Annotated in this window: 19 protein-coding genes and 1 riboswitch; of the genes, 8 read left to right on the top strand and 11 right to left on the bottom strand. The window is 59.5% G+C overall.

The genetic code is table 11. The features are described from left to right. Positions 1-59: 59 nt before the first annotated feature. From OOZ51_RS20010 to OOZ51_RS19990, 5 genes are all read right to left on the bottom strand, one after another. Complete coding sequence (locus OOZ51_RS20010) at positions 60-704, bottom strand: class F sortase (protein WP_265981556.1); 645 nt, start codon at positions 702-704, stop codon at positions 60-62. 69 nt (positions 705-773) lie between these two features. Further along, on the bottom strand, positions 774-1,841 hold the full coding sequence (locus tag OOZ51_RS20005) for an ice-binding family protein (RefSeq protein ID WP_265981553.1): 1,068 nt from the start codon (positions 1,839-1,841) through the stop codon (positions 774-776). 17 nt (positions 1,842-1,858) lie between these two features. Further along, a riboswitch (cyclic di-GMP riboswitch) is annotated at positions 1,859-1,933 on the bottom strand. 163 nt (positions 1,934-2,096) lie between these two features. Then, positions 2,097-3,080 (bottom strand): aldo/keto reductase, encoded by a 984-nt coding sequence (locus OOZ51_RS20000; RefSeq protein WP_265981551.1) that lies wholly within the window; start codon positions 3,078-3,080, stop codon positions 2,097-2,099. Between the two features lie 173 nt (positions 3,081-3,253). Next, positions 3,254-4,231 carry a 4-hydroxythreonine-4-phosphate dehydrogenase PdxA gene (gene pdxA / locus OOZ51_RS19995; protein ID WP_265981549.1) on the bottom strand — a complete coding sequence of 326 codons (978 nt, stop codon included), beginning with the start codon at positions 4,229-4,231 and terminating at the stop codon, positions 3,254-3,256. An 8-nt stretch (positions 4,232-4,239) separates the two neighbouring features. Next, on the bottom strand, positions 4,240-5,472 hold the full coding sequence (locus OOZ51_RS19990; protein ID WP_265981548.1) for a four-carbon acid sugar kinase family protein: 1,233 nt from the start codon (positions 5,470-5,472) through the stop codon (positions 4,240-4,242). A gap of 465 nt (positions 5,473-5,937) precedes the next feature. Here OOZ51_RS19990 and OOZ51_RS19985 point away from each other — a divergent pair, with 465 nt between their 5' ends. The 5 genes from OOZ51_RS19985 (at position 5,938) to OOZ51_RS19965 (ending at position 8,879) form a co-directional block, all read left to right on the top strand. Next, a complete protein-coding gene (locus tag OOZ51_RS19985) occupies positions 5,938-6,315 on the top strand; it encodes a DAK2 domain-containing protein (RefSeq protein ID WP_265981546.1) in 378 nt (125 codons plus the stop codon). Next, a complete protein-coding gene (locus OOZ51_RS19980) occupies positions 6,312-6,794 on the top strand; it encodes a ribose-5-phosphate isomerase (RefSeq protein WP_265981545.1) in 483 nt (160 codons plus the stop codon). The genes OOZ51_RS19985 and OOZ51_RS19980 overlap by 4 nt, the downstream gene beginning before the upstream one ends. A gap of 1 nt (position 6,795) precedes the next feature. Then, complete coding sequence (locus tag OOZ51_RS19975) at positions 6,796-7,782, top strand: 3-hydroxyacyl-CoA dehydrogenase family protein (RefSeq protein ID WP_265981543.1); 987 nt, start codon at positions 6,796-6,798, stop codon at positions 7,780-7,782. A 234-nt stretch (positions 7,783-8,016) separates the two neighbouring features. Continuing rightward, positions 8,017-8,433, top strand: a complete 417-nt coding sequence (locus OOZ51_RS19970; protein WP_265981541.1) for an aldo/keto reductase — start codon at positions 8,017-8,019, stop codon at positions 8,431-8,433. Further along, positions 8,373-8,879: an aldo/keto reductase gene (locus tag OOZ51_RS19965; RefSeq protein WP_265981540.1), complete on the top strand. Its 507-nt coding sequence runs from the start codon at positions 8,373-8,375 to the stop codon at positions 8,877-8,879. Before OOZ51_RS19970 ends, OOZ51_RS19965 begins: the two co-directional genes overlap by 61 nt. A 16-nt stretch (positions 8,880-8,895) precedes the next feature. Here OOZ51_RS19965 and OOZ51_RS19960 read toward each other — a convergent pair whose 3' ends face one another. The 6 genes from OOZ51_RS19960 to OOZ51_RS19935 all read right to left on the bottom strand — a co-directional run bounded on the left by OOZ51_RS19960 (position 8,896) and on the right by OOZ51_RS19935 (position 14,912). Beyond that, entirely contained in the window at positions 8,896-9,921 is a 1,026-nt protein-coding gene (locus OOZ51_RS19960) for a LacI family DNA-binding transcriptional regulator (protein ID WP_265981539.1), read from the bottom strand. Positions 9,922-10,064: 143 nt separating this feature from the next. Further along, positions 10,065-11,204 carry a Gfo/Idh/MocA family protein gene (locus OOZ51_RS19955; RefSeq protein ID WP_265981538.1) on the bottom strand — a complete coding sequence of 380 codons (1,140 nt, stop codon included), beginning with the start codon at positions 11,202-11,204 and terminating at the stop codon, positions 10,065-10,067. After that, a complete protein-coding gene (locus OOZ51_RS19950; protein WP_265981536.1) occupies positions 11,189-11,887 on the bottom strand; it encodes a ThuA domain-containing protein in 699 nt (232 codons plus the stop codon). Before OOZ51_RS19950 ends, OOZ51_RS19955 begins: the two co-directional genes overlap by 16 nt. Before the next feature lie 127 nt (positions 11,888-12,014). Further along, positions 12,015-13,310: a glycoside hydrolase family 5 protein gene (locus tag OOZ51_RS19945; RefSeq protein ID WP_265981535.1), complete on the bottom strand. Its 1,296-nt coding sequence runs from the start codon at positions 13,308-13,310 to the stop codon at positions 12,015-12,017. A gap of 116 nt (positions 13,311-13,426) precedes the next feature. Beyond that, positions 13,427-14,482, bottom strand: coding sequence for an NAD-dependent epimerase/dehydratase family protein (locus OOZ51_RS19940; RefSeq protein ID WP_265981533.1), 1,056 nt, complete (start codon positions 14,480-14,482; stop codon positions 13,427-13,429). A gap of 70 nt (positions 14,483-14,552) precedes the next feature. Further along, positions 14,553-14,912: a tautomerase family protein gene (locus tag OOZ51_RS19935; protein WP_265981532.1), complete on the bottom strand. Its 360-nt coding sequence runs from the start codon at positions 14,910-14,912 to the stop codon at positions 14,553-14,555. An 813-nt stretch (positions 14,913-15,725) separates the two neighbouring features. On the opposite strand from OOZ51_RS19935, the gene OOZ51_RS19930 reads away from it, so the two are divergent. Genes OOZ51_RS19930 through OOZ51_RS19920 form a run of 3 tightly spaced genes read left to right on the top strand, consistent with a single transcriptional unit; the run spans position 15,726 to position 18,770 of the window. Then, a complete protein-coding gene (locus OOZ51_RS19930) occupies positions 15,726-16,970 on the top strand; it encodes an ABC transporter substrate-binding protein (RefSeq protein ID WP_265981531.1) in 1,245 nt (414 codons plus the stop codon). A 58-nt stretch (positions 16,971-17,028) separates the two neighbouring features. Then, on the top strand, positions 17,029-17,982 hold the full coding sequence (locus tag OOZ51_RS19925; RefSeq protein ID WP_265981530.1) for a carbohydrate ABC transporter permease: 954 nt from the start codon (positions 17,029-17,031) through the stop codon (positions 17,980-17,982). Beyond that, a complete protein-coding gene (locus OOZ51_RS19920) occupies positions 17,982-18,770 on the top strand; it encodes a carbohydrate ABC transporter permease (RefSeq protein ID WP_265981528.1) in 789 nt (262 codons plus the stop codon). Before OOZ51_RS19925 ends, OOZ51_RS19920 begins: the two co-directional genes overlap by 1 nt. The last annotated feature ends 183 nt before the right edge of the window (positions 18,771-18,953 follow it).

Here is an 18,953-nt window from a genome sequence, read left to right as displayed (position 1 = left end):
GTGGAACGAGGCCAGGGCAGGGTTCGACTATTTGGGTAGTAGGACCCCATGGTGCGCCGTCACCGGGTTGGTGTTGGTGTCTGGTCGGCGGTGATGATGATGTTAGTTCCCCAAAGGTCGGCGGCGTAGCAGCTGACCAGGACAAGCCTGTTCGGGACCTTGTCCCAGATGGGGCTGTCTTTGAGGGTGTTTTTGTTTTCGGTGGAAACTGTTTTGACGGTGTAATTTTCCTGTCCGGCTGCCGTGGTGAGGGTGAGGTGGTCTCCGGGGTGTGCCACGGTGCTGAGGTGGTTGAAGGCTGAATCGCGACCTTCCCAGCTGTGTCCGACGATGTACGTGGTGTCGGTGGAACCGGGGCTGCCGTACGGGGTGAGCCAGTAGGCGTCGACGGTCATCGGCGGAACGATTGAGGCCTGTGTTCCCTGCGCCGGTGTGAGAGGAAGCACGTCCTGGTCCATGCCGACCCCAGGATAGGTAATATGCAGCGGAGGGGAGCCTTGCTGTGCGGGCGCAGCCGGCTTCGCCGTCGTCGGGGCATCGGTGGGTGAAAACGGTGCCGCGACAGGGCTTGGCCCCGAGCCGGATTGGGGTGAAGCCGGGCCTGCCAGGAGGCTGAACAGGATAGCCAGCCCAGCCGTCACAAGGGCAGCCCCGCTCAGCAGCTTGGTATTTGGGCGACGCGGGCCCGGGGCGGTTTCGGTCATCGTGTGATCATCCGCATAGACGATGCTGGCGCCGCAGCGCCGGGGTGCACAAGAGTTTTTCTCCTGTTTTTACTTGTTTTGTCGGCCCGGGCGCCTTCTGAGGAACAGCATGCACGCCCCGATCAAGCCCGCCGTCAGTGCTGCGGCGCCGATAACCGGTCCGGCGTTCGGGGCATGAGTCTCTGCGGCGGTATCGATGTTCAGGCCACGGCCGGTCGAGGCCAGCCCGCTCCCGGTCGAGGCCAACCCGGTTCCGGTGGTCGCCGTCCCGGTTCCGGCGTCGGCGCCTGCACCCGCGCCCGCGCTGGTCGATGCGATCGCTGTCGGGGCCCCGGTCGGGGGAGGGGTTGTGGTGGATGTGGGTGACGCAGTGGCACAACCGGGCATGGTGAAGACGTTAGTGTCCAGCGCTACTTGCCCGTTTCGGGCGAGTGCCCTGCCTTCGACGCTGGTGCCGGTAGTTGCGGTGATGGACGTAAGGGCCAGAATGTTCCCCTTGAACGTCGACGCCGTGCCCAGAATTGCGGAGCTACCGACCTGCCAGTAGATGTTGCAGGCCTGGGCGCTGTTGGTCAGGACGATGCTGCTGGCCGAAGCCGTCGTCAGGGTGGAGGCAACTTGGAATATGAACACCGAATTCGGATTCCCTTGGCCGTTAAGGGTCAGCGCGCCGCTGACGGCCAGCGGACCAGCGGATTTGTACACGCCAGCTGTCAGTGTTTGTCCGACCAAGTCGCCGGCAACGCTCGCGGTCATGGGCCGGCCGGCCGCGTCGTCGTAAGCCGTGGTCAGAGCGGACTCTGCCTGGCCGGCCTGGGCGTCTCCGGCGTGGGTGGCGCCCGCTGCAAGGCCAGGGGGAAAGCCCGTGATCGCGCTACCGGGGTTCACTCCTAGGTTTCCGGCCAAGGTGGTGGGGCCGGTGTTGGTGACTGTCGTTCCTCCGAGGACTGAGTACGCGGCGGCCGTCCCCAGGCCCACCGGGGCGTCGGCCGCGTACGCGGGCGACTGCCCGGCAACTGCCCACGCCACGAGGGCCGCTGCACCTAAGGCGGCACCCGCTGCAGTCCGGCGTCGCGCGCGGGATCCCTCGCGGAATTTGGTTTGAAGATGGGTGTGGCCGGGAGCGATCGAAAGCATAATGGGGACCCTTGCTGATCGGCGGCCCGGCTGACCGCAGGGGCCCCGTAGCTTTGCGTCCCGGGCTCGCACCCGGTTTGCCTTTGTCGACGAGCGGATGCTCGATCTTCTGTCACAGTAGCAGTTTGAACCGCGCGTCCTTGGCAAGCTTGCCAAATTTAATCAAATCGATTTAGTTCTTCGCTAACGTTGCACTCACGGATTCATGGGTAAGAACCCTCCACCGACGGAGGATTCGCCGAATTAGCCTTGAGGTTACCAGCGCGAATGAATTGTCTCGCGGAGGTACTTGTCGTAGATTTCCCTGACGCTGTTCTCGAAGTCCGGGTCAATGTGGTCCAGCATCTCGCTGGAGGCTGCGTTGGAGCGGGCTTGTTCACGGTTCCTGGCTCCTGGTATCACGGTGCTGACGCCTTCTTGTGCCGCGATCCAGGCGATGGCGGTTTGGGCTGTGGTTGCGCCGGACGGGACTAGTTTTCTGAACTCATCCACCGCCTTGAGGCCCTGTTCGAAGTCAACGCCGGAGAAGGTCTCCCCGACGTCGAATGCCGCTCCGGTCCGGTTGTATTTCCGGTGGTCATTTTCCGCAAAGAATGTGTCCTTGGAATACTTGCCCGAGAGCAAACCTGAGGCGAGAGGTACCCTGGCGATGACCCCGACTCCGGCGTTCTTCGCCGCGGGCAGGACCTCGTCCAGGGGTTTGAGTCTGAAGGCGTTCAGAATGATCTGGATGGTGGCCGTGCCGTGTTTGATGGCTTCGAGTGCTTCATCGGTTCGCTCGACGCTGACGCCGTAGTTCCTAATCGCGCCTTCACTGACGAGCGTCTCCAGCGCTTCGTAGACTTCCGGGCGGCTGTAAACCGGGGTCGGAGGACAGTGCAGCTGGACCAGGTCCAGGCAATCCGTCTGGAGGTTCCGTCGGGAACGGTCAATCCACTGCCGAAAGTTGGCAAGTGTGTAGTTCTCCGGGGTCTGCTCCAAGCGCCGCCCGATTTTGGTGGCAACCATGATATCCAGTCCAGGGTTGGCAGCGAGGTACGCGCCGATGGCTTGCTCGCTCCGTCCGTCGCCGTAGACATCCGCGGTATCAAGAAACGTCACGCCGGAATCCACTGCCGCTTCCAGAATGTCGCTGGCTTCCTTGGTGTCCACGTTGCCCCAGTCGGCACCGAGCTGCCAAGTGCCCAGTCCCACAAGAGAGACTGCTCGTCCTGTCTTGCCCAATATTCGTTGCTTCATCCGTCGACTATAACCACGATTCAACGTGCCCGTCCTCGCTGAAGGGGACTGGCTGATCCTAGGATACGAAGGGCCACCCAGCTCCTGTCAAAAAGCTGGCGGGCCGCCACACGGCATTCCCGCGGAAGTCTTCCGCCGGATACAGGCTTTTTTCGAGCCGACCGAAATGGCGCCTACTCCTCCTCATGCCGCTGCGGGGCGAGGTCTATCGCTTGACTGAGTGCCTCGAGAAGCGACTCGTGATCTGCAATGTTTTTGCCTGCAATGTCGAAGGCAGTTCCGTGGTCGACCGATGTGCGGACCACAGGAAGCCCGACAGTGATGTTGACACCCTTCTCCAGTCCGAGGACTTTCACAGGGCCATGACCCTGGTCGTGGTACATCGCGACCACAAGGTCAAAGTCTCCTCTGCCGGCGCGAAAGAACACGGTATCGGCGGGAAGCGGGCCGAAGGCGTCAATGCCTTCCGCCCGAGCCTGCTGGATGCCCGGCTCAATCTTTGTCGCTTCTTCCCCGTTGCCGAACAAGCCGTTCTCGCCGGCGTGGGGGTTGATGGCGCACACAGCGATTTTGGGGTTCTTGATGCCTGTTCGGATCAGCAGGTCATAGCCGCGCTTAATAGTTCTGTAGACGAGCGGACCATCGATTCGTTCCACTGCGTCTAAAAGGCCGAGGTGAGTGGTGACGTGGATGACTTTCATCTTTGGAGCAGTCAGCATCATGGAGACTTCCTCCGTGTCGGTGAGCTGCGCCAGCAGTTCAGTGTGCCCGGGGAATTTATGTCCTCCCGCATGGAGGGCCGCCTTATTCAAGGGTGCCGTGCAGATGGCATCGATCTCCCTTCGAATGGACAGCTCGACTGCCTTCTCCAAGAACAGATAAGCTGCATGCCCCGCCTCTGCCGACAGTTCGCCCCAAGGCAAATCCGGCCGCACGCTGGGCACATCCAGGCAATCAATCGTTCCCGGCTCAAACCGCGCCTGAGAGGGTTCCTCGATCGTATTGACTTCGAGAGCACTTCCAACAACGCTCATCGCCAGTTCCAACCGGGCTCTGTCGCCAATAACAAATACGCGTGCCCGAGCCTGAATGCGCAGCCCGGCCATGGCCTTCGCGATGATTTCGGGGCCGATCCCTGCCGGATCTCCCATTGTGATAGCTACGATTGGTCGTCCCATGATTTGTCTCCCTTAGTAAGTGAGTCGTGTGATCCTATTTGTTCGAGGACGTTTGTGATTGTTTGTCGGCCACCGAAGGCTCCCGCCTTGGTTACTACCAGCAGATGCCTTGCAGTGATGCTATGGACCACAACTCCGGGCTCTAACTCGCCCTCAACATGCATTTTTCGAACTTTGAGGGAATCGAGAGTGGCCCGCGCCGTTTCACCGCCGCACAGGATGAGGATGCGGGTTGATGTGATAACCGCGCTGACGATCCGTGCCAACGCCTCAGCAATCTCTCGTGCGTTCTGTTTTTGAACCGGTGCCATTCGGTCGGGTGTTAGTACAACGTGGCCCAGGCTCAGGCCTGCCAAGACTTCGCCGCTGATTCGTTCAGATGAGAGGTCCGAATGGTTCAACGACACATGGCAAACTCCAGAGGAAACAAGGTCATCCAACTGTTGGCGACTGCGATCTGAGTAGCTGCCGATCACAACCAGTGCGTTTCCATGCCAATCCCCAATGGAAACCGATGCGAGCGACGCGCCATGCCCTGAATTGGCTATGCCGGCCGCCAAGCCACCCGAGCCGACCAGAAGCGCCGGAAGCCCTAGGATTCTGTGTGCAGTCGCCACCGTCATTAGGTCTTCATCTGTCATACAGTCAACGACTGCTGCATCACACTCTGAAACGAAGACGCCACGGATCCGGTCGGCCAGCGCCCGTGCATTCGCATACTCGTTCCTTCGGATGACTGCTCCGCGCAAGCCGCCCACCCGAAGTGTTTCGAGGATGTCTGCATTGTCTATTTCGTCTGCCGCGTCTTGCCCATCAATGAAGACGGTGCCGCCCATCGTTGTTCTGCCGGCGCCGGGGAACGCTGGCGCGACCACCGCGAAGGCCGGCAGGCCGTTCCGCTCGAATGCCCTAAGCGCGCCGGCGACCTCGTGCCCGACATTCCCTCGAAGCTGAGAGTCGATCTTCTTGAAGATCTGCTTTCGGTTCTGCTTGATAAGGGAACCAACCAGTGATTCAACCGCTAAAGACGCCGCCGAGGGGCTGAGGTAGCGGCTCTCGGTGTTGAGGGACAACACATCCCGTTCCGATTGGGAGGGCACGCCGTCGACGATAATGGTCGTATTCGCGCGCCTGGAAAATGGAGCGGCCGCATCAGATGCCCCGGTCAGGTCATCCGCGACAATCGTCCACGAGTCACCGGACTCGTAGCGCACTGCCGATCTGTGAAGATCCGGTCGACTACCGTTCACGCGATGCCTTCTTTCTTGTAGTCCGGACTTCTAAAGCCGCTGAAGGGTACGGCCGCTGGTACTCCCATTGACGAACGCCGCCAGTACGGGACTCAGGCGCACCTGTCCCAGCTTTTACTGCGGCGATATGACGGAGTGCGGCCCCGGCAGCTCAGAAGCGTACGCATCCCTCCCCAGTAGCCACGAAGAAAGATCTCGGAACTAGACCACGAAACTTTCTAAAGAAGATGCTACGCCTTCGATCAAAGATAGCGCTTCTTGGCATCGCTTGACCAGCCATTGCCTTGGCGCCTACGCTGTAATTCAGCGCGAAACTTTTACGAAATGTTTCCTTAATCGTGAAGCGTTGACGGACATCCAAGAGTCGCGAAAGCACCTGAACCTACATTCCGGCGACGACTAATCCCGATACGGATTCAATGAGGAACCATGCCAAGGATTTTCGATAGCCCCGCAGACTTTGCGGATGATGCGCTGGACGGATTCGTTGCCGCGAACCGTGGATATGTTGCCATGGTGGACGCGCTGCTCCCGTTCCGGGTTGCGTTCCTGACAGAGTTCGACGCCGGGGCCCCGGTTGACCGGGCCCTCGCGGCCGCTGCTGCGGCGGCTGGGTCCGCGGCGGTTGAGACGGCCCGTTTGCGGCCGCTGAAGGGCCGTGCCCGTCCGCTGGCGGAGAAGAGCGTGGGCCACCCTGATCCCGGCGCGGTCTCCTTCGGGCTGATCACGGCGAGGATCTCACAACATATCGATTCACGGCTGCGCGGTTCACAAGCCGTCCCGGCAGGAAACGGAGTTCAGGCATGAGCACATCCCAGGGCTGGCGGATTGTCGTCGGCAATGACGAGGCCGGCGTCGAGTACAAGCAGGCACTGATGGCGCTGCTTGAGGCCGATCCGCGGGTGGCGTCCGTGACCGACGTGGGCGTGGGCGTCAACGATTCCACGGCGTATCCGCACGTTGCCGTGAACGCGGCGCGCAAAGTCGCCGACGGCGAGGCGGACCGGGCCCTGCTGATCTGCGGCACGGGCCTGGGCGTGGCGATCGCGGCCAACAAGGTCCCCGGAATCCGTGCCGTCACCGCGCACGACAGCTACTCCGTGGAGCGTTCGGTCCTGAGCAACAACGCCCAGGTCCTGACGATGGGCCAGCGGGTGATCGGCCTGGAACTGGCCAAGAAACTGGTGGATGAATGGCTGGGCCACACCTTTGACGAAACATCATCTTCCGCCGCCAAGGTGGACGCCATTTGCTCCTACGAGCCCGACTACACAAAGGCAGTGTGACATGACCCAATCCCAGAGAACCCCGGCCGGCACGGCGGCGGCCCGGAAGATCGCCGTCGTCGGCTCCGGTTACATGGGCGGCGGGATCGCGCAGGTCCTGGCCCTCGGCGGGGCGCGCGTTGCCCTGGCGGACGTGTCCGCGGAAATCGCGCAGAAGAACTACGACCGCCTGCTGGTGGAGTCGGACGAATTCGTGGCCGCGGGCCTCTTTCCCGAAGGCTCCACGGCCATCCTGAAAGCCAATCTGTGGGCGGCCAGGGACATCGAAGAGGCCGTGGCGGACGCCGACTTCATCGAAGAAGCCGTCCCCGAGGTCCTGGACATCAAGCACCGGACCCTGGCCCGCATCAGCGCCGCCGCCCGCCCGGAGGCCCTGATCGGTTCCAACACCTCCACCATTTCCATCGCCGATCTCGCCGTGGCCGTGGCTGGCCCGGAGCGGTTCCTGGGCGTGCATTTCTCCAACCCGTCCCCGTTCATTCCCGGCGTCGAGATCATTCCCCACGCCGGCACCACCCCGGAGACCGTGGCCGCTTCCCGTGAACTGGTCCACGCGGCCGGCAAGCAGACCGCGGTCGTCAAGGACGTCACCGGTTTCGTGCTCAACCGGCTGCAGTACGCGCTGTTCCACGAGGCCGCCCAGCTGGTGGAGCAGGGGATCGCGACAGCGGACGACGTCGACACCCTGGTCCGTACGACGTTCGGCTTCCGCTTGCCGTTCTTCGGTCCGTTCGCGATCGCGGATATGGCCGGACTGGATGTCTACGACTTCTGCTACAAGTCCCTCCAGACCGGGTTCCCGGAGCGCTTCGCGACCCCGAAGATCCTGAGCGACCTCGTGGAGGCAGGAAAGCTGGGCACCAAGACCGGCGCGGGTTTCCTCAACGTCCCGGCCGACCGCACACCCGAACTCATCGCCTACCGGAACAAGGCCTACGTGGCCATGCAGAAGCTCATCGATGAGCTCGGCCCCGCACCCATCAACTAAGCACAGAAAATGTCCGTGTTAACGACGGTCCTCGGGGTGCTGGCGGGATCACTGCAGACGGCGTCGAGGTTAGCGCGTCCCGCAAGGACATTGCCAATAATTCAATGAATCCATCTATCAGGAGACAACGTGCACGCTCAAGCATTGCCGGGTAACCAGCTCGAAAGGAGTCCGCTTGGTACGACAGGACTATCGGTTACACCAATCTGTATCGGCACGAGTCCTCTGGCCAGCATGCCCGGGCTCTACGGATACGAAGTGGGCCAAGAGCGTGCGGTTGCCACCGTACTAAGTGTCTTTACCAGCCCGATCAATTTCATGGACACTTCGAACGGCTATGGCCACGGGGCTAGCGAGCGACGGATTGGTGAAGCCATTCGCAGGCATGGAGGGCTTCCGAGTGGATTTGTCCTCGCAACAAAAGCCGATCCCGACCCACGTAACGGAGATTTCTCTGCCGCGAGAATCAGGGCTTCTGTGGAGGAGAGCTTGGAGCGGCTAGGGCTGGACCGGCTGCAGTTGCTGTATCTTCATGACCCAGAACGACTCTCCTTTGAGGAGGGAATGGCCGTTGGAGGCCCGTCGAGGCTATGGAATCGCTGCGCGCAGAAGGCATCGTCGACAATGTGGGAGTCGCTGGGGGCCCTGTAGACTTGCTGGCGCGTTACATTAATACGGACATATTCGACGTGGTTCTCACCCACAACAGATACAGCCTTCTTGACCGTTCTGCGGATTGGCTACTTGACCTGGCCGCACACCGCGGCATGGGTGTCGTAAACGCCGCACCGTACGGGGGTGGGATGCTGGCCCGAGGACCTCAGGATCAACCAAAATACGCCTACGGCCAAGGTGGCGAGGCTACTCCGGGGCGGGCTTTTGCCATGCAGCTCGCATGCAGGGAATATGCCGTTCCTCTGGCGGCTGCAGCACTGCAGTTCTCCATTCGGGATAAACGAATAAGTTCGACAGTAGTGGGCGTATCCTCCCCGGACCGAATTGACCAGACTCTGGACCTGTTGCGTCATCCGATTCCAGAGGCGCTCTGGGACAACTTGCAGAAACTTACACCCCCTTCCGATGAATGGCTCGGTTAGGTCGTCAGGAGTGTCTTCAGGCCGGGCGGGCAGTACTATTGCGCACTACGAGACTTGTGGCGAGATCGATGCGGAGGCTCTCGACTTCCCGACCGTTTCGCAGACGAAGCACAAGACGTGTCGCCTGTGCCGCCATTTCGGACAACGGTTGTTTGACGGTTGTAAGCGGCGGCCCTGCCCATTGGGCGATCTGAAGGTCGTCGTAACCTACAACAGACAGATCCCGGGGAATCTCGACACCGACCGATCGAGCGGCCTCGTAGACGCCGAGAGCTGTGAGGTCGCTTCCAGCGAAGACGGCAGTCGGGGGATTCGGCAGGGACAGCAATTCCTGCCCCCGTTCTATGCCGTCCTCGCGATGGAATTGCCCGGGAACAATCAGATGATCCTGAATCGGTATACCTGCAGCATCGAGTGCAGAACGGTATCCCGAAACGCGGGCGCGCGAACACATCATGTCGTCCGGGCCAGTGATCATGGCAATGTTGCGGTGCCCAAGATCAATTAGATGGCGAGTGGCCAATACGCCGCCGGACCAGTTTGCCGAGCCGATGGACGGTACATCAGGTGCCGGATCGCCCGCCGGATCCACCACCACGAAGGGAATGTTTCTCGTCCGAAGCTGGCGTTTGTGGTCAGGTGAAAGGTCCGAGAAGACCAAAATGACGCCGGCGGGACGTCGTTGCACGACCCCCTCAATCCAATCCGGTGCGGGAGAGTGCCGGTCTCCGCTCTCCGTCAGGATGACGCTCATTCCGTTCTCCCTGGCGACCGCTTCGACACCCCGGATTATCTCGATCGCCCACAAATTGTCCAAACGGCTAAAAACCAGCTCTATGAGTGCCGCCGTCTGGCCGCCGCCCCGACGGTTATACCCATGGACAGCCAGGAGCTCTTCAATCCTGATCCTGGTGGTCTCGGAGACGCCGGTGCGGCCATTTAACACCTTCGATACGGTGGACGTAGAAACGGCGGCTTCCGCGGCGACGCGCGAGAGAGTGGCGCGAGCAGAGGCTGTATCAACGATAGTTTCCTCAGACATGCACCCACTCTATCGCGAAATTCCAAGAGCCTTGACGCGATTATCGCGAAAACTTTAGATGATAGCCTGAGATAATTTCTCAATCATTGGCGAAATATTATCGGTGCCGCGGCCGCCTCAGTCCGGAGAATATTGGGCAACCCTTACGAGCTGATTCCCTGAACCTGTGCGAGCGGTGCCGCCAACGCGGTCAACTCCACGGGGTCCGGCCGTTCGACCGTGCTTTTGATGGTCACCGCGGTCCCGCTGTGGGCGGATGCCAGCACTGATTCCATGACCTCCAGCGCGTGGTAAGCCAACTGACCGCCCGCACGCGGTTCCGCGCCGGCCGGAGTGGCGGCGAGGTCGGCGATGCCGAAGCCGCGGCCGGAATCGATGTAGCCGGCCGAGGCCGGTAGCGTCTGCCAGGAGTCGGCGCCGAGCGTGAAGAGCCGGACGTCGCCGTCGAAGTGGTTCGGGTCGGGAACGACCAGGGACCCTGTGGCCCCGTGGATCTCGATGTTGGGGGACTTGGTTTTCACGGCGTCGAAGCTCATCACGAGCGTGGACAGCGCGCCGGAGGCGTGGACCAGGACCCCGGTGACGTGCGAGTCGATGGTCACGGGGATCGTTTCGCCCTCGCGTGGTCCGGAGCCGATGGTGCGCGAGTTCCGGGTGTGGCTTGCGGCTCCGATGACCGAGACCACCGGGCCCAGCAGCGTGACCAGGGCGCTGACGTAGTAGGGGCCCATGTCCAGCAGGGGTCCGCCGCCGGGCTGGTAGTAGAAGTCCGGGTTCGGGTGCCAGCGCTCGTGCCCCGGGGTGGCCATGGTCGCGGTGGCCGAGATGGGTGTGCCGATCAGGCCGTCGTCGATTGCTTTGCGGGCGGTCTGGATCCCGGTGCCGAGCACCGTGTCCGGTGCGCAGCCGACTACGACGCCGGCCTCCCGCGCCGCGTCGAGCACTTGCCGTGCCTCGGCGGTGGTGGCCGCGAGCGGCTTCTCCCCGTAGACACTCTTGCCGGCGGCGATCGCCCTCAAAGCGACCGGCGCATGCGCGGCCGGAATGGTGAGGTTCAGGACGAGCTCGACGTCCTCCGCGGCGAGGAGCTCCTCTACGGTGAGTGCACGGACGCCGTCGTAGGAGTCCGCGACCGCTTGCGCGCGGGCGGGGTCGAGGTCCGCGACGGCCACGAGGTCAATGGCGTCCAGGCGGCGGAAGTTGGTGAGGTACTGGGCGATGATGGCGCCGCAGCCGATGATGCCTACTTTTATTGGCTTGGCTGTGTCTATCGGGTTGCCCAAAGCATGCCCCTTTCGATGATGGTGCGGACATTGCTGTCCTGGAGGATTTCCACGCGGTGGCCCGGGGTGCAGACGAAGATCCTGCCTTCGGCCCACTGCCGGGTCCAGATGGCGGGGGAGGTGACTTCACGGTTCCACGGGTCCCAGTCGCGGACCTTCTGGGTAGTGGTGGCGAGGACGTCGATGTAGTCGTCCGCGAGGACCCAGTACTGCTCGGTGACCAGCTCGAAGTCGCTGATGCCCTGCGTGATGGGATGGCTCGCGGCGGCCGGGACCATGGTGACGGTGTACGGCATGTAGTTGTCGGACTGCTCGCCGATGCGTTCGTCCGGGTGTTTGCCCGGATGGCACGCGAACTGGCCGCCGATCATGTGCAGGTAGTCCGAGTTGTTCCGGTAGGAATCGGCGATGCCACCGTGCCAGCCGGCCAGTCCCGTGCCGTTTTCGACGGCGGTGCGGAGCCCCTCGAATTCGTCCTTTTCGATGGTGGACATGGTCATGCACTGCACGATCAGGTCAACGCCGGGCATGTATGCCGAATCGGCATATACCTTGGGGGATTCCTCGACCCGGACGTCGTAGCCGTTGTCCTTGAGGAACGGGATAAAGAATTCCGTGGCCTCGAATGGCTGGTGGCCATCCCAGCCGCCACGGACCACCAGGGCGGTCTTCTTGTCAGTCATGGTTTCCTTTGCGTTGAGGACGGCCGGACAGCCGGAAGATACGGATCCCGTCACGAGGTCCACCACCTGGTGCGTGAAACCGTGCACGTCAGGGAATGAATCAACGCCCTAATGTGCAGTCCGGGGATTAGGACGTCATCGCCCGTGTGTCTGCGCGAAGAGCCCTGGCAAGTGGGAGGCTCTTATCGCACGTATCAAATCGGAAGGACTCCGCTAGTGAGCTCGCGGCCGCCGGTTCTAACCCTTCGAAGCTTCGTCCGAAATCCCCAACCATCGCCTCGGCAAGCAGCACGTGCCTAACGAGTCCATGAATCCAACGCTTCTGGCCCCACGGATAGGGTTGGAAGTCCGGGAATTCCCTCTCCACCAGCGCCTCGATCGGTCCCAAGATATCCCGCACTCCAGCATCCGTGGACCCCCAAGAGTCCACGCCGAGGCGCTTCTTCTTTTCAAGTACCGAAGCGATCTGCTTCATATACGGCGCCTCCGCTGGGACCGACACGACGCCCTGAAGGCCGATATCTTTATATGTCCACAAGGCCCAGCTGGCCTCGTGCTCCCGGTAAATTTCAAGTTGATCCTCAAGGAGCCGAATGCGCTGCTCGTCCCGCTCCGGGTCGCCGGTGTATACGGGACCGAATTCGCCTACCCAGATCGGAGTACCCGTCTGCCTCATGTATTGGGTGCGATCAAGAAAGGTCTTTTCGATCACCGACCTGTCGACGTACTTTCCGCGACTTTCTCCTGGGTAGGGACCCCCATCGACAAATCCCGGAAGAGCATAATCATGCGCCGTATACACGGTGTTGGGTAGCGGATCGCCCAACTGGTCAAACTGCGTCGAGTACCTGTTTCCGTCCAGGAACAGTATGTGTTTCCTATCGACAGCCCTGATCGCAGATTCCAGACGACGGTAGAACGGTCCAATGACGTCCCCAACTGCGTCGGCAGGTTCATTTATGGGGTTGTAGCCTGCTACCCAGGGATTGTCTTTGTATCGGTCAGCAAGGGCCTCCCACAGGTGAACAACGCGGTCCTGGAAGTGCTTGTGGGTCCAAAAGCTTGCCCAGTGAGTGGGGTTGTCGCTGTGCCAGTGCTGATTCTGGTGGCCGGGCAGGGCATGGAGATCAAGAATTGAATAAATGCCCCGACTCGAGCATGCGTCGATGGCCTGATCGAGGCGCCTAAAGCCCTCCTCCTTGAGTTCGAAGGGTCTTCCGTCGTCCTCAAAATGCCGGTAATTGAAAGGGATACGAACCGAATTTATCCCCAGAGACACGAGGTAGTCCGCGTCCTCTTCCGCAAAAAACACGTCAAGGAACCGGTCGAAAAAAAGATCATATCCTTCTTGACCCAGGACAGAACGAAGAACCTTCCGCTGCTGAAATTCAGCACCCGCATACCCGGTGATGAAGTTTTCCATATTCATCCAACCGCCAAGGCCGACCCCTCGCAAGCGCACCACTGTGTCGCTTTCGTTCCGAAGATGCCTACCCGAGACGCGAAGCATGGCTCCTGGGTTCGGCATATCCGCCACTGTCACTTGTGCTCACCCGATGGAGCGAGTCCTTCGAAAATCTTCTTTGAGTCGTAGTAGCCGTTGGCCATACGGTCGATTATGCCTTCGACGGTCGGATCCCCTGCGGCTTCGGCCGGGTGATCGCGTCTCCACTGTGCCATCTCGACAACCGTCCGAATGAAGGTCCGGTTCGGTGCATAACCGGGCACGTAGCGGCGGATCTTTGAGTTATCGAAAATAGCGCTATGCCCGAGGTCACCGACGAATAGCTCAGACCATCCCCAGTCAGGCGCGGCTATCGGAAAGAACTCCGAAGGAACATGTACGAGGTTTGCCGGTACCCCGACCGCATCTCCGACGAGTGTGTAGATCTGGTCCCAGGTGTACACGTCGTCAGAAGTGATGTGGAAGGCCTCCCCAACTGCCCGCTGATTGCCCAATAGTCCCACGAGTCCCTGAGCTAAGTCTGCCGCGTGGGTTAGAGTCCAGAGCGATGTGCCGTCGCCGTGCACAACTACCTCTGCACCTCGCTCGATTCGATCGAAAATCGTCCACCCGCCAGCAAGAGGGGGATTTGCTTCATCGTAGGTGTGTGATGGCCGCACGATGGTTACAGGGAAACCCTCATCGACATGTGCCTGCATGAGAAAGTTCTCGGCATCGATTTTCTTCCGGGCGTAATGCAGGAACCTGTTCTGACGCAGGTTTGATTCCACGATGGGTACTTGAAGGATGGGCTTTTGGTACAACGAAGCCGTGCTGATGTGGATGTAATGGCTTGTCTTGTTTCGGAACATGCCCACTGCTTCGGCCGCGTCTTCGGCGCTGTAGCCAAGAAAATTCACAACTGCGTCGAACTGTAGGTCACCAAGTGCAGTCGCGACCGAGTCGCGGTTGGTGATGTCAGCGGTAAGCCATTTTACGGCCTCAGGCAGCAGCCGTCCCTTAACGTTGCGTCCCCGGTTGAGAACGAAGACCTCCATACCCTGGGCGACCGCGAGGCGGACGGAAGAGGCACTGATCGTGCCTGTTCCGCCGATGAACAAGACCTTTAGGGGGGTGACGCTCGATGTCATAACCGTCCTCCAAAATTAGTTTGAGCCATGAATCGGCAGCTTCTTCTCGTATGTGCCGCCGGGGAAAGAGTTAGAGTCTGCCGGCGTACCAGTCTTCGAAGCCGTTCTCAACGACCGCGATCTGGATGTCTTCTGGCCGGATTCCGATAGCAGCCATCCGTTCAACGATGTGCTTGTACAGGCCCTTCTTCATAGCGACCGAGTACTTATGGACCATCGTGATGTGAATAACAACCAGATTCTGACGGTCAACTCCGTTGTACGTGGGGTCGAACTTGATTTCGCCGGCATCATGCGGCCGGAACACCTGAAAGAGATCGTCTGCCGGTATCGCCAAGGCGTCAATCTGGGCCTTGTGTAGCTCGCGGCTGATCTGTTCGTGCTTCTCGTTGTAAAGAGTTCGGTCGAGATCTATCTGAATGAGCGGCAACTTTACTCCCTCGTTGGCCAGATCCGGGGTCTAACCACCGGTGCTGTGCGCGTATCGAACTGACTCAAGCAAAGCTACATTGCCGCGCAGAAGTTAGCAAACTTTTTATAGAAGTCGCGAAAACTTTCGCACGGCAGATTTAGCCGCCGCGCTCTGAGGCCCACCGCTTCGCAAGCAGGATGGTGGCTCGGCCGATATCCAAGTAAACACGGGGCCCATGGCGGCAGGGATGAGACTCTAGATCAGTTTCCACGAACGGTTGGCGGACCTCCCGGTGAAGGGCCGCTGTCGCTGAAGCGGGGCGACGGACAGGCATCCGTGGTGTCGCGAAGCCTTCAGGCATTCACGAAATGTTTCGTTATTCTACTGAAACTTGACTCTAGAAATTAGGGAATGTATCTTGAGTGTGACCGGCAACACAGGGAGAATCACCCTCAGCAAGTCAGGATTCATGCGCAGGACATGGGCGTCGAACGTGTGAATGGGGGTCGCGATCATAAATCTGAAGGGACTTAGCCGCCCACGGTCACGAATTAGGTAGACGGAGGGATTCCCGCTCTGGTTCTCAACGCATTGCCCACAGCCTCTTCGCACAACCAGATAGTCCCTCGGACCTTACCCCTCGACAATTGCGGCACTGCATCGGCAGTAGCTTCCGGAGAAGGAGACACAATGTTTAGATCTATCGGCGCGAAATCAAGGCTTCGACCTGTGGCCGCAGCGGCCATACTGGGGATGACGGCCTTGGGCCTTAGCGCCTGCGGTTCGTCGGGATCGTCGGCAGCCGACGAGGGCTCAGCGACGTCGGGAAACGTGACCTGGTGGGGCTGGACTCCCCAGCCGTCCGGTGCGGAGCGTTACATTGCGGCGTTCAACAAGGAGTATCCGGATATCAAGGTCACGTATAAGCAGCTGACCATTGACGGTTGGAACGCTGCGTTGAAGCCTGCATTGGCTTCATCCAGCGGCCCGGACATCTACGACATTAATCCTGGTGTTCGAATGGACGACTTCAGCAGCTTCGCGGCTGATCTGACGCCCGCAATGGCTAAGTCGCTGGGCAGCGACTGGAAGTCAAAAGTGTCGCCTATCGGGGTTGATGGCCTGACGACGAAGAGCGGCAAGCTTGCGGCCATTTCCGTGGGATCAACGTACTCGGGTTCATTGTGGACAAATAAGAATCTCTTTGATCAGTACCACCTGACACCTCCCAAGACCGTCGATGAATGGGTGAACGTTTGCGGTGTATTCAAAAAGAATGGCATTAAGTGCTTCGTCCAAGGAGCAGCTCAGGTTGCATTCAACCGGGACACATTGCAGGCCATCTCGAACAGCATCGAACCGGGTGTTTGGAACAAAGCATCAACCGGTGATACGAAGTGGACCAACCCCACTATCGTGAAGGCGCTCACCACATGGAAGCGTCTGTTCGCGGATGGCATCATGCAAGACGGTGCGTTGGGGGTCCAGCAGTACCCTGATGCGAATAATGAATTCATGTCCGGAAAATCCGCAATGGTCATGATGGGCACCTGGTATATGCAGTATGCGACAACCGCCGGCATGACGCCAGCGATCTCGGCGGCAGGGGTGGCAAATCCAAAACCGTTCCCGATCGTACCGATTCCGTTCCCTGCAGCTTCCGGTGCCGGCAGCTCGGACTTCGCCCTCTCGGGCGACTCGGACTACGGACTTGCCGTGAACAACAAATCGAAGGTCAAAGCGGCCGCGACCACTTTCGCCACATGGCTCGGTACTTCCAAGGCGGGTCAGCAGGAAGTCGCGAACGTGCTGAATGACATCCCTGCCCTTAAGGGAATCGCACCGAACTGGGACACCATCCCGATGACCGACCGGAGTGCCCAGCAGCCGTCAGTCCAGAAGTTGATTGACCAGGCAGCTACGGTCACGGAACCACGTCTTGGACTAGTCAGCTCGGATCTTTCGACGGCTTTTGGTGTGGCTTCCACAACGGTGGCGGAGGGCAAGGCATCCCCAGAACAGGCGGCCCAAACTCTCCAGTCTTCGGCTGAAGCAGCAGGATTGAAGTTCAAGTAGCCTCGGACCAGCCGGGTCGATATGGACCAAGAACACCAGATGGGAAGACAGCGAAGTCATGGCCAAAACATCAGTTGAACCGGCTTTGGTCGTTCACTCCAGCCAGCAAGGGTCGGTGGGAGGTCTAGGAAGACGAAAGCGCAACCGCCTAAGACAGCGGGGACTCCCATGGATCCTGCCGGCCCTTATCGTGTCCATGGGACTGATCTTTTATGGCATGGGCTACACCGGCTACGTGTCGACACTGAAGTGGAATGGGACCGATCCGGATCCGCTAAGCGTAGGTGCCCAGAACTATGTCCACGCAGTTCAGGATCCAGTAGTTTGGCAGGCCATTTATCACACGGTGGTTTACTTCATAGTTACTTTCTTCATCCAAACGGCTCTTGGTGTCGTGTTCGCTGTTCTTCTGCATTCAAAGGTGAAACTTGGCGTAATCTACAAGATCATCATTTTTGTCCCTGTAGTTCTGGCGCCGTCGATCATGGCCCCCGTCTTCAGGCAAGTATACGGAGCGGACGGCCAATTCAACTGGCTCCTCCAGCATCTTGGTCTGGGGTCACTGGCTCAGCCTTGGCTCGCTCAGTCCAGCACATCTCTGGCCGTTATCATTTCCATTCACATCTGGGAGTGGACTGGCTTGACATTCGTGTTGTACTACGCAGCGATGAGTCAAATTGACCCGGAGATCCTGGAAGCTGCCCGAATCGACGGAGCAGGAAATATCCGTTCGTTGATAAGTATTATCTTGCCCGGAGTGCGGGGTACGACTGTAGCACTGGCAATGCTAAGTGCTATCTCGGCGCTCAAGACGTTTGACGTCCCGTGGCTGGTCACCATCGGCGGCCCCAACTACGCGACGGAGTTCCTTGGAACCCTTATTTATCGTGTCAGCATCCCGGAAAGCAACGTGGGCTATGGTGCAGCACTATCGATAATTCTCCTGGTATTGGCGCTGGGCATGGCCATCCTTCTCCAGGTCCGCGGACGCGACAAGGACGGAGTTTCCTGATGTTTGAGGCAAGGACGCGTCTCACTCGAGTAATTTTGCAGGTCGTAGTCACTGTATTAGTTCTGCCGTTCCTTTTCCCGCTTGCGGCAATGTTGCAGGGTTCGCTGGCTGGGGAGGGTTGGGGAAACTATGCCAAGGTACTCGCGGTTCCCGGCTTTGGCCTGTTTTTCAGGAACAGTGCAATCATGGCGCTGGCGACGATTGTCATCGTCTACATAGTGGCATTATTGGCTGCATATGGTTTCTCCAAGCTTCACATCAGAGGAAGAGAGATCTATTTCTGGTTACTTCTAGCATGCTTGACGCTCCCGGAAGTGGTCCTCCTTACCCCGTTGTTCGTAACCGCAACTAATCTCGGACTGTACAATACGTATTGGGCTGTCGTTCTACCGCTCGCTGCTCTACAGATTCCCTTTGCGGTTCTATTAGCCCGTAACTTCCTGAACGGGATTCCAAACGAGCTATTTGAAGCAGCCAGGGTGGACGGAGCCAATGCCTTCCGTGCCTTTTGGTATATTGTCATTCCGCTATCTCGTCCGATTGCTGCGGCGATTGTCATCTTCACTCTATTGGCCTCTTGGAATGACTATCTCCTGCCACTGGTATTCCTGCAGGATCCAGACGTCCAAGCAATAACATTGATTCCGCAGTTCTTCGTTGGCGAGTTCAGCAATGATCAGACAAAGGTTCTTGCGTCTGCGGTCATCACAGCGTTGCCGGAAGTTCTCGCCTACCTGCTACTTCAGAGATACTTCGAACGCGGGCTCGCTGCTGGCGCCATAAAGTGAGAACGAGGCTATTGGACAACCGGTTGTTCGGGCGTCCAATAGCCTCGTTCCATAATTTTGGCACTGCGTCGGGTCAGGGGAGTCGGCAGTTAGCTGGAACACAGGACTAGACGATATGTGTGAAGGGTTGCGGCCCGGGTTGGGTTCTGGTCCTTCTGATCGTCCATTGTCGCCGGGCGGTTC

This window comes from Arthrobacter rhizophilus (genome assembly GCF_026241105.1).
Classification (GTDB): domain Bacteria; phylum Actinomycetota; class Actinomycetes; order Actinomycetales; family Micrococcaceae; genus Arthrobacter.
Note: the sequence above shows the minus strand (reverse complement) of the source record. Positions and strands in the feature narration are given on the sequence as shown.

What these genes read in the sequence shown, in the direction of transcription:
- pdxA (WP_265981549.1), bottom strand. Translation starts at nt 4,231, where the DNA reads ATGGGAGATCCGGCAGGGATCGGCCCCGAAATCATCGCGAAGGCCATG.
- OOZ51_RS20005 (WP_265981553.1), bottom strand. Translation starts at nt 1,841, where the DNA reads ATGCTTTCGATCGCTCCCGGCCACACCCATCTTCAAACCAAATTCCGC.
- OOZ51_RS19985 (WP_265981546.1), top strand. Translation starts at nt 5,938, where the DNA reads ATGCCAAGGATTTTCGATAGCCCCGCAGACTTTGCGGATGATGCGCTG.
- OOZ51_RS19975 (WP_265981543.1), top strand. Translation starts at nt 6,796, where the DNA reads ATGACCCAATCCCAGAGAACCCCGGCCGGCACGGCGGCGGCCCGGAAG.
- OOZ51_RS19965 (WP_265981540.1), top strand. Translation starts at nt 8,373, where the DNA reads ATGGAATCGCTGCGCGCAGAAGGCATCGTCGACAATGTGGGAGTCGCT.
- OOZ51_RS19920 (WP_265981528.1), top strand. Translation starts at nt 17,982, where the DNA reads ATGTTTGAGGCAAGGACGCGTCTCACTCGAGTAATTTTGCAGGTCGTA.
- OOZ51_RS19960 (WP_265981539.1), bottom strand. Translation starts at nt 9,921, where the DNA reads ATGTCTGAGGAAACTATCGTTGATACAGCCTCTGCTCGCGCCACTCTC.
- OOZ51_RS19945 (WP_265981535.1), bottom strand. Translation starts at nt 13,310, where the DNA reads ATGGAAAACTTCATCACCGGGTATGCGGGTGCTGAATTTCAGCAGCGG.
- OOZ51_RS19940 (WP_265981533.1), bottom strand. Translation starts at nt 14,482, where the DNA reads ATGACATCGAGCGTCACCCCCCTAAAGGTCTTGTTCATCGGCGGAACA.
- OOZ51_RS19970 (WP_265981541.1), top strand. Translation starts at nt 8,017, where the DNA reads ATGCCCGGGCTCTACGGATACGAAGTGGGCCAAGAGCGTGCGGTTGCC.
- OOZ51_RS19925 (WP_265981530.1), top strand. Translation starts at nt 17,029, where the DNA reads ATGGCCAAAACATCAGTTGAACCGGCTTTGGTCGTTCACTCCAGCCAG.
- OOZ51_RS19950 (WP_265981536.1), bottom strand. Translation starts at nt 11,887, where the DNA reads ATGACTGACAAGAAGACCGCCCTGGTGGTCCGTGGCGGCTGGGATGGC.
- OOZ51_RS20010 (WP_265981556.1), bottom strand. Translation starts at nt 704, where the DNA reads ATGACCGAAACCGCCCCGGGCCCGCGTCGCCCAAATACCAAGCTGCTG.
- OOZ51_RS19980 (WP_265981545.1), top strand. Translation starts at nt 6,312, where the DNA reads ATGAGCACATCCCAGGGCTGGCGGATTGTCGTCGGCAATGACGAGGCC.
- OOZ51_RS20000 (WP_265981551.1), bottom strand. Translation starts at nt 3,080, where the DNA reads ATGAAGCAACGAATATTGGGCAAGACAGGACGAGCAGTCTCTCTTGTG.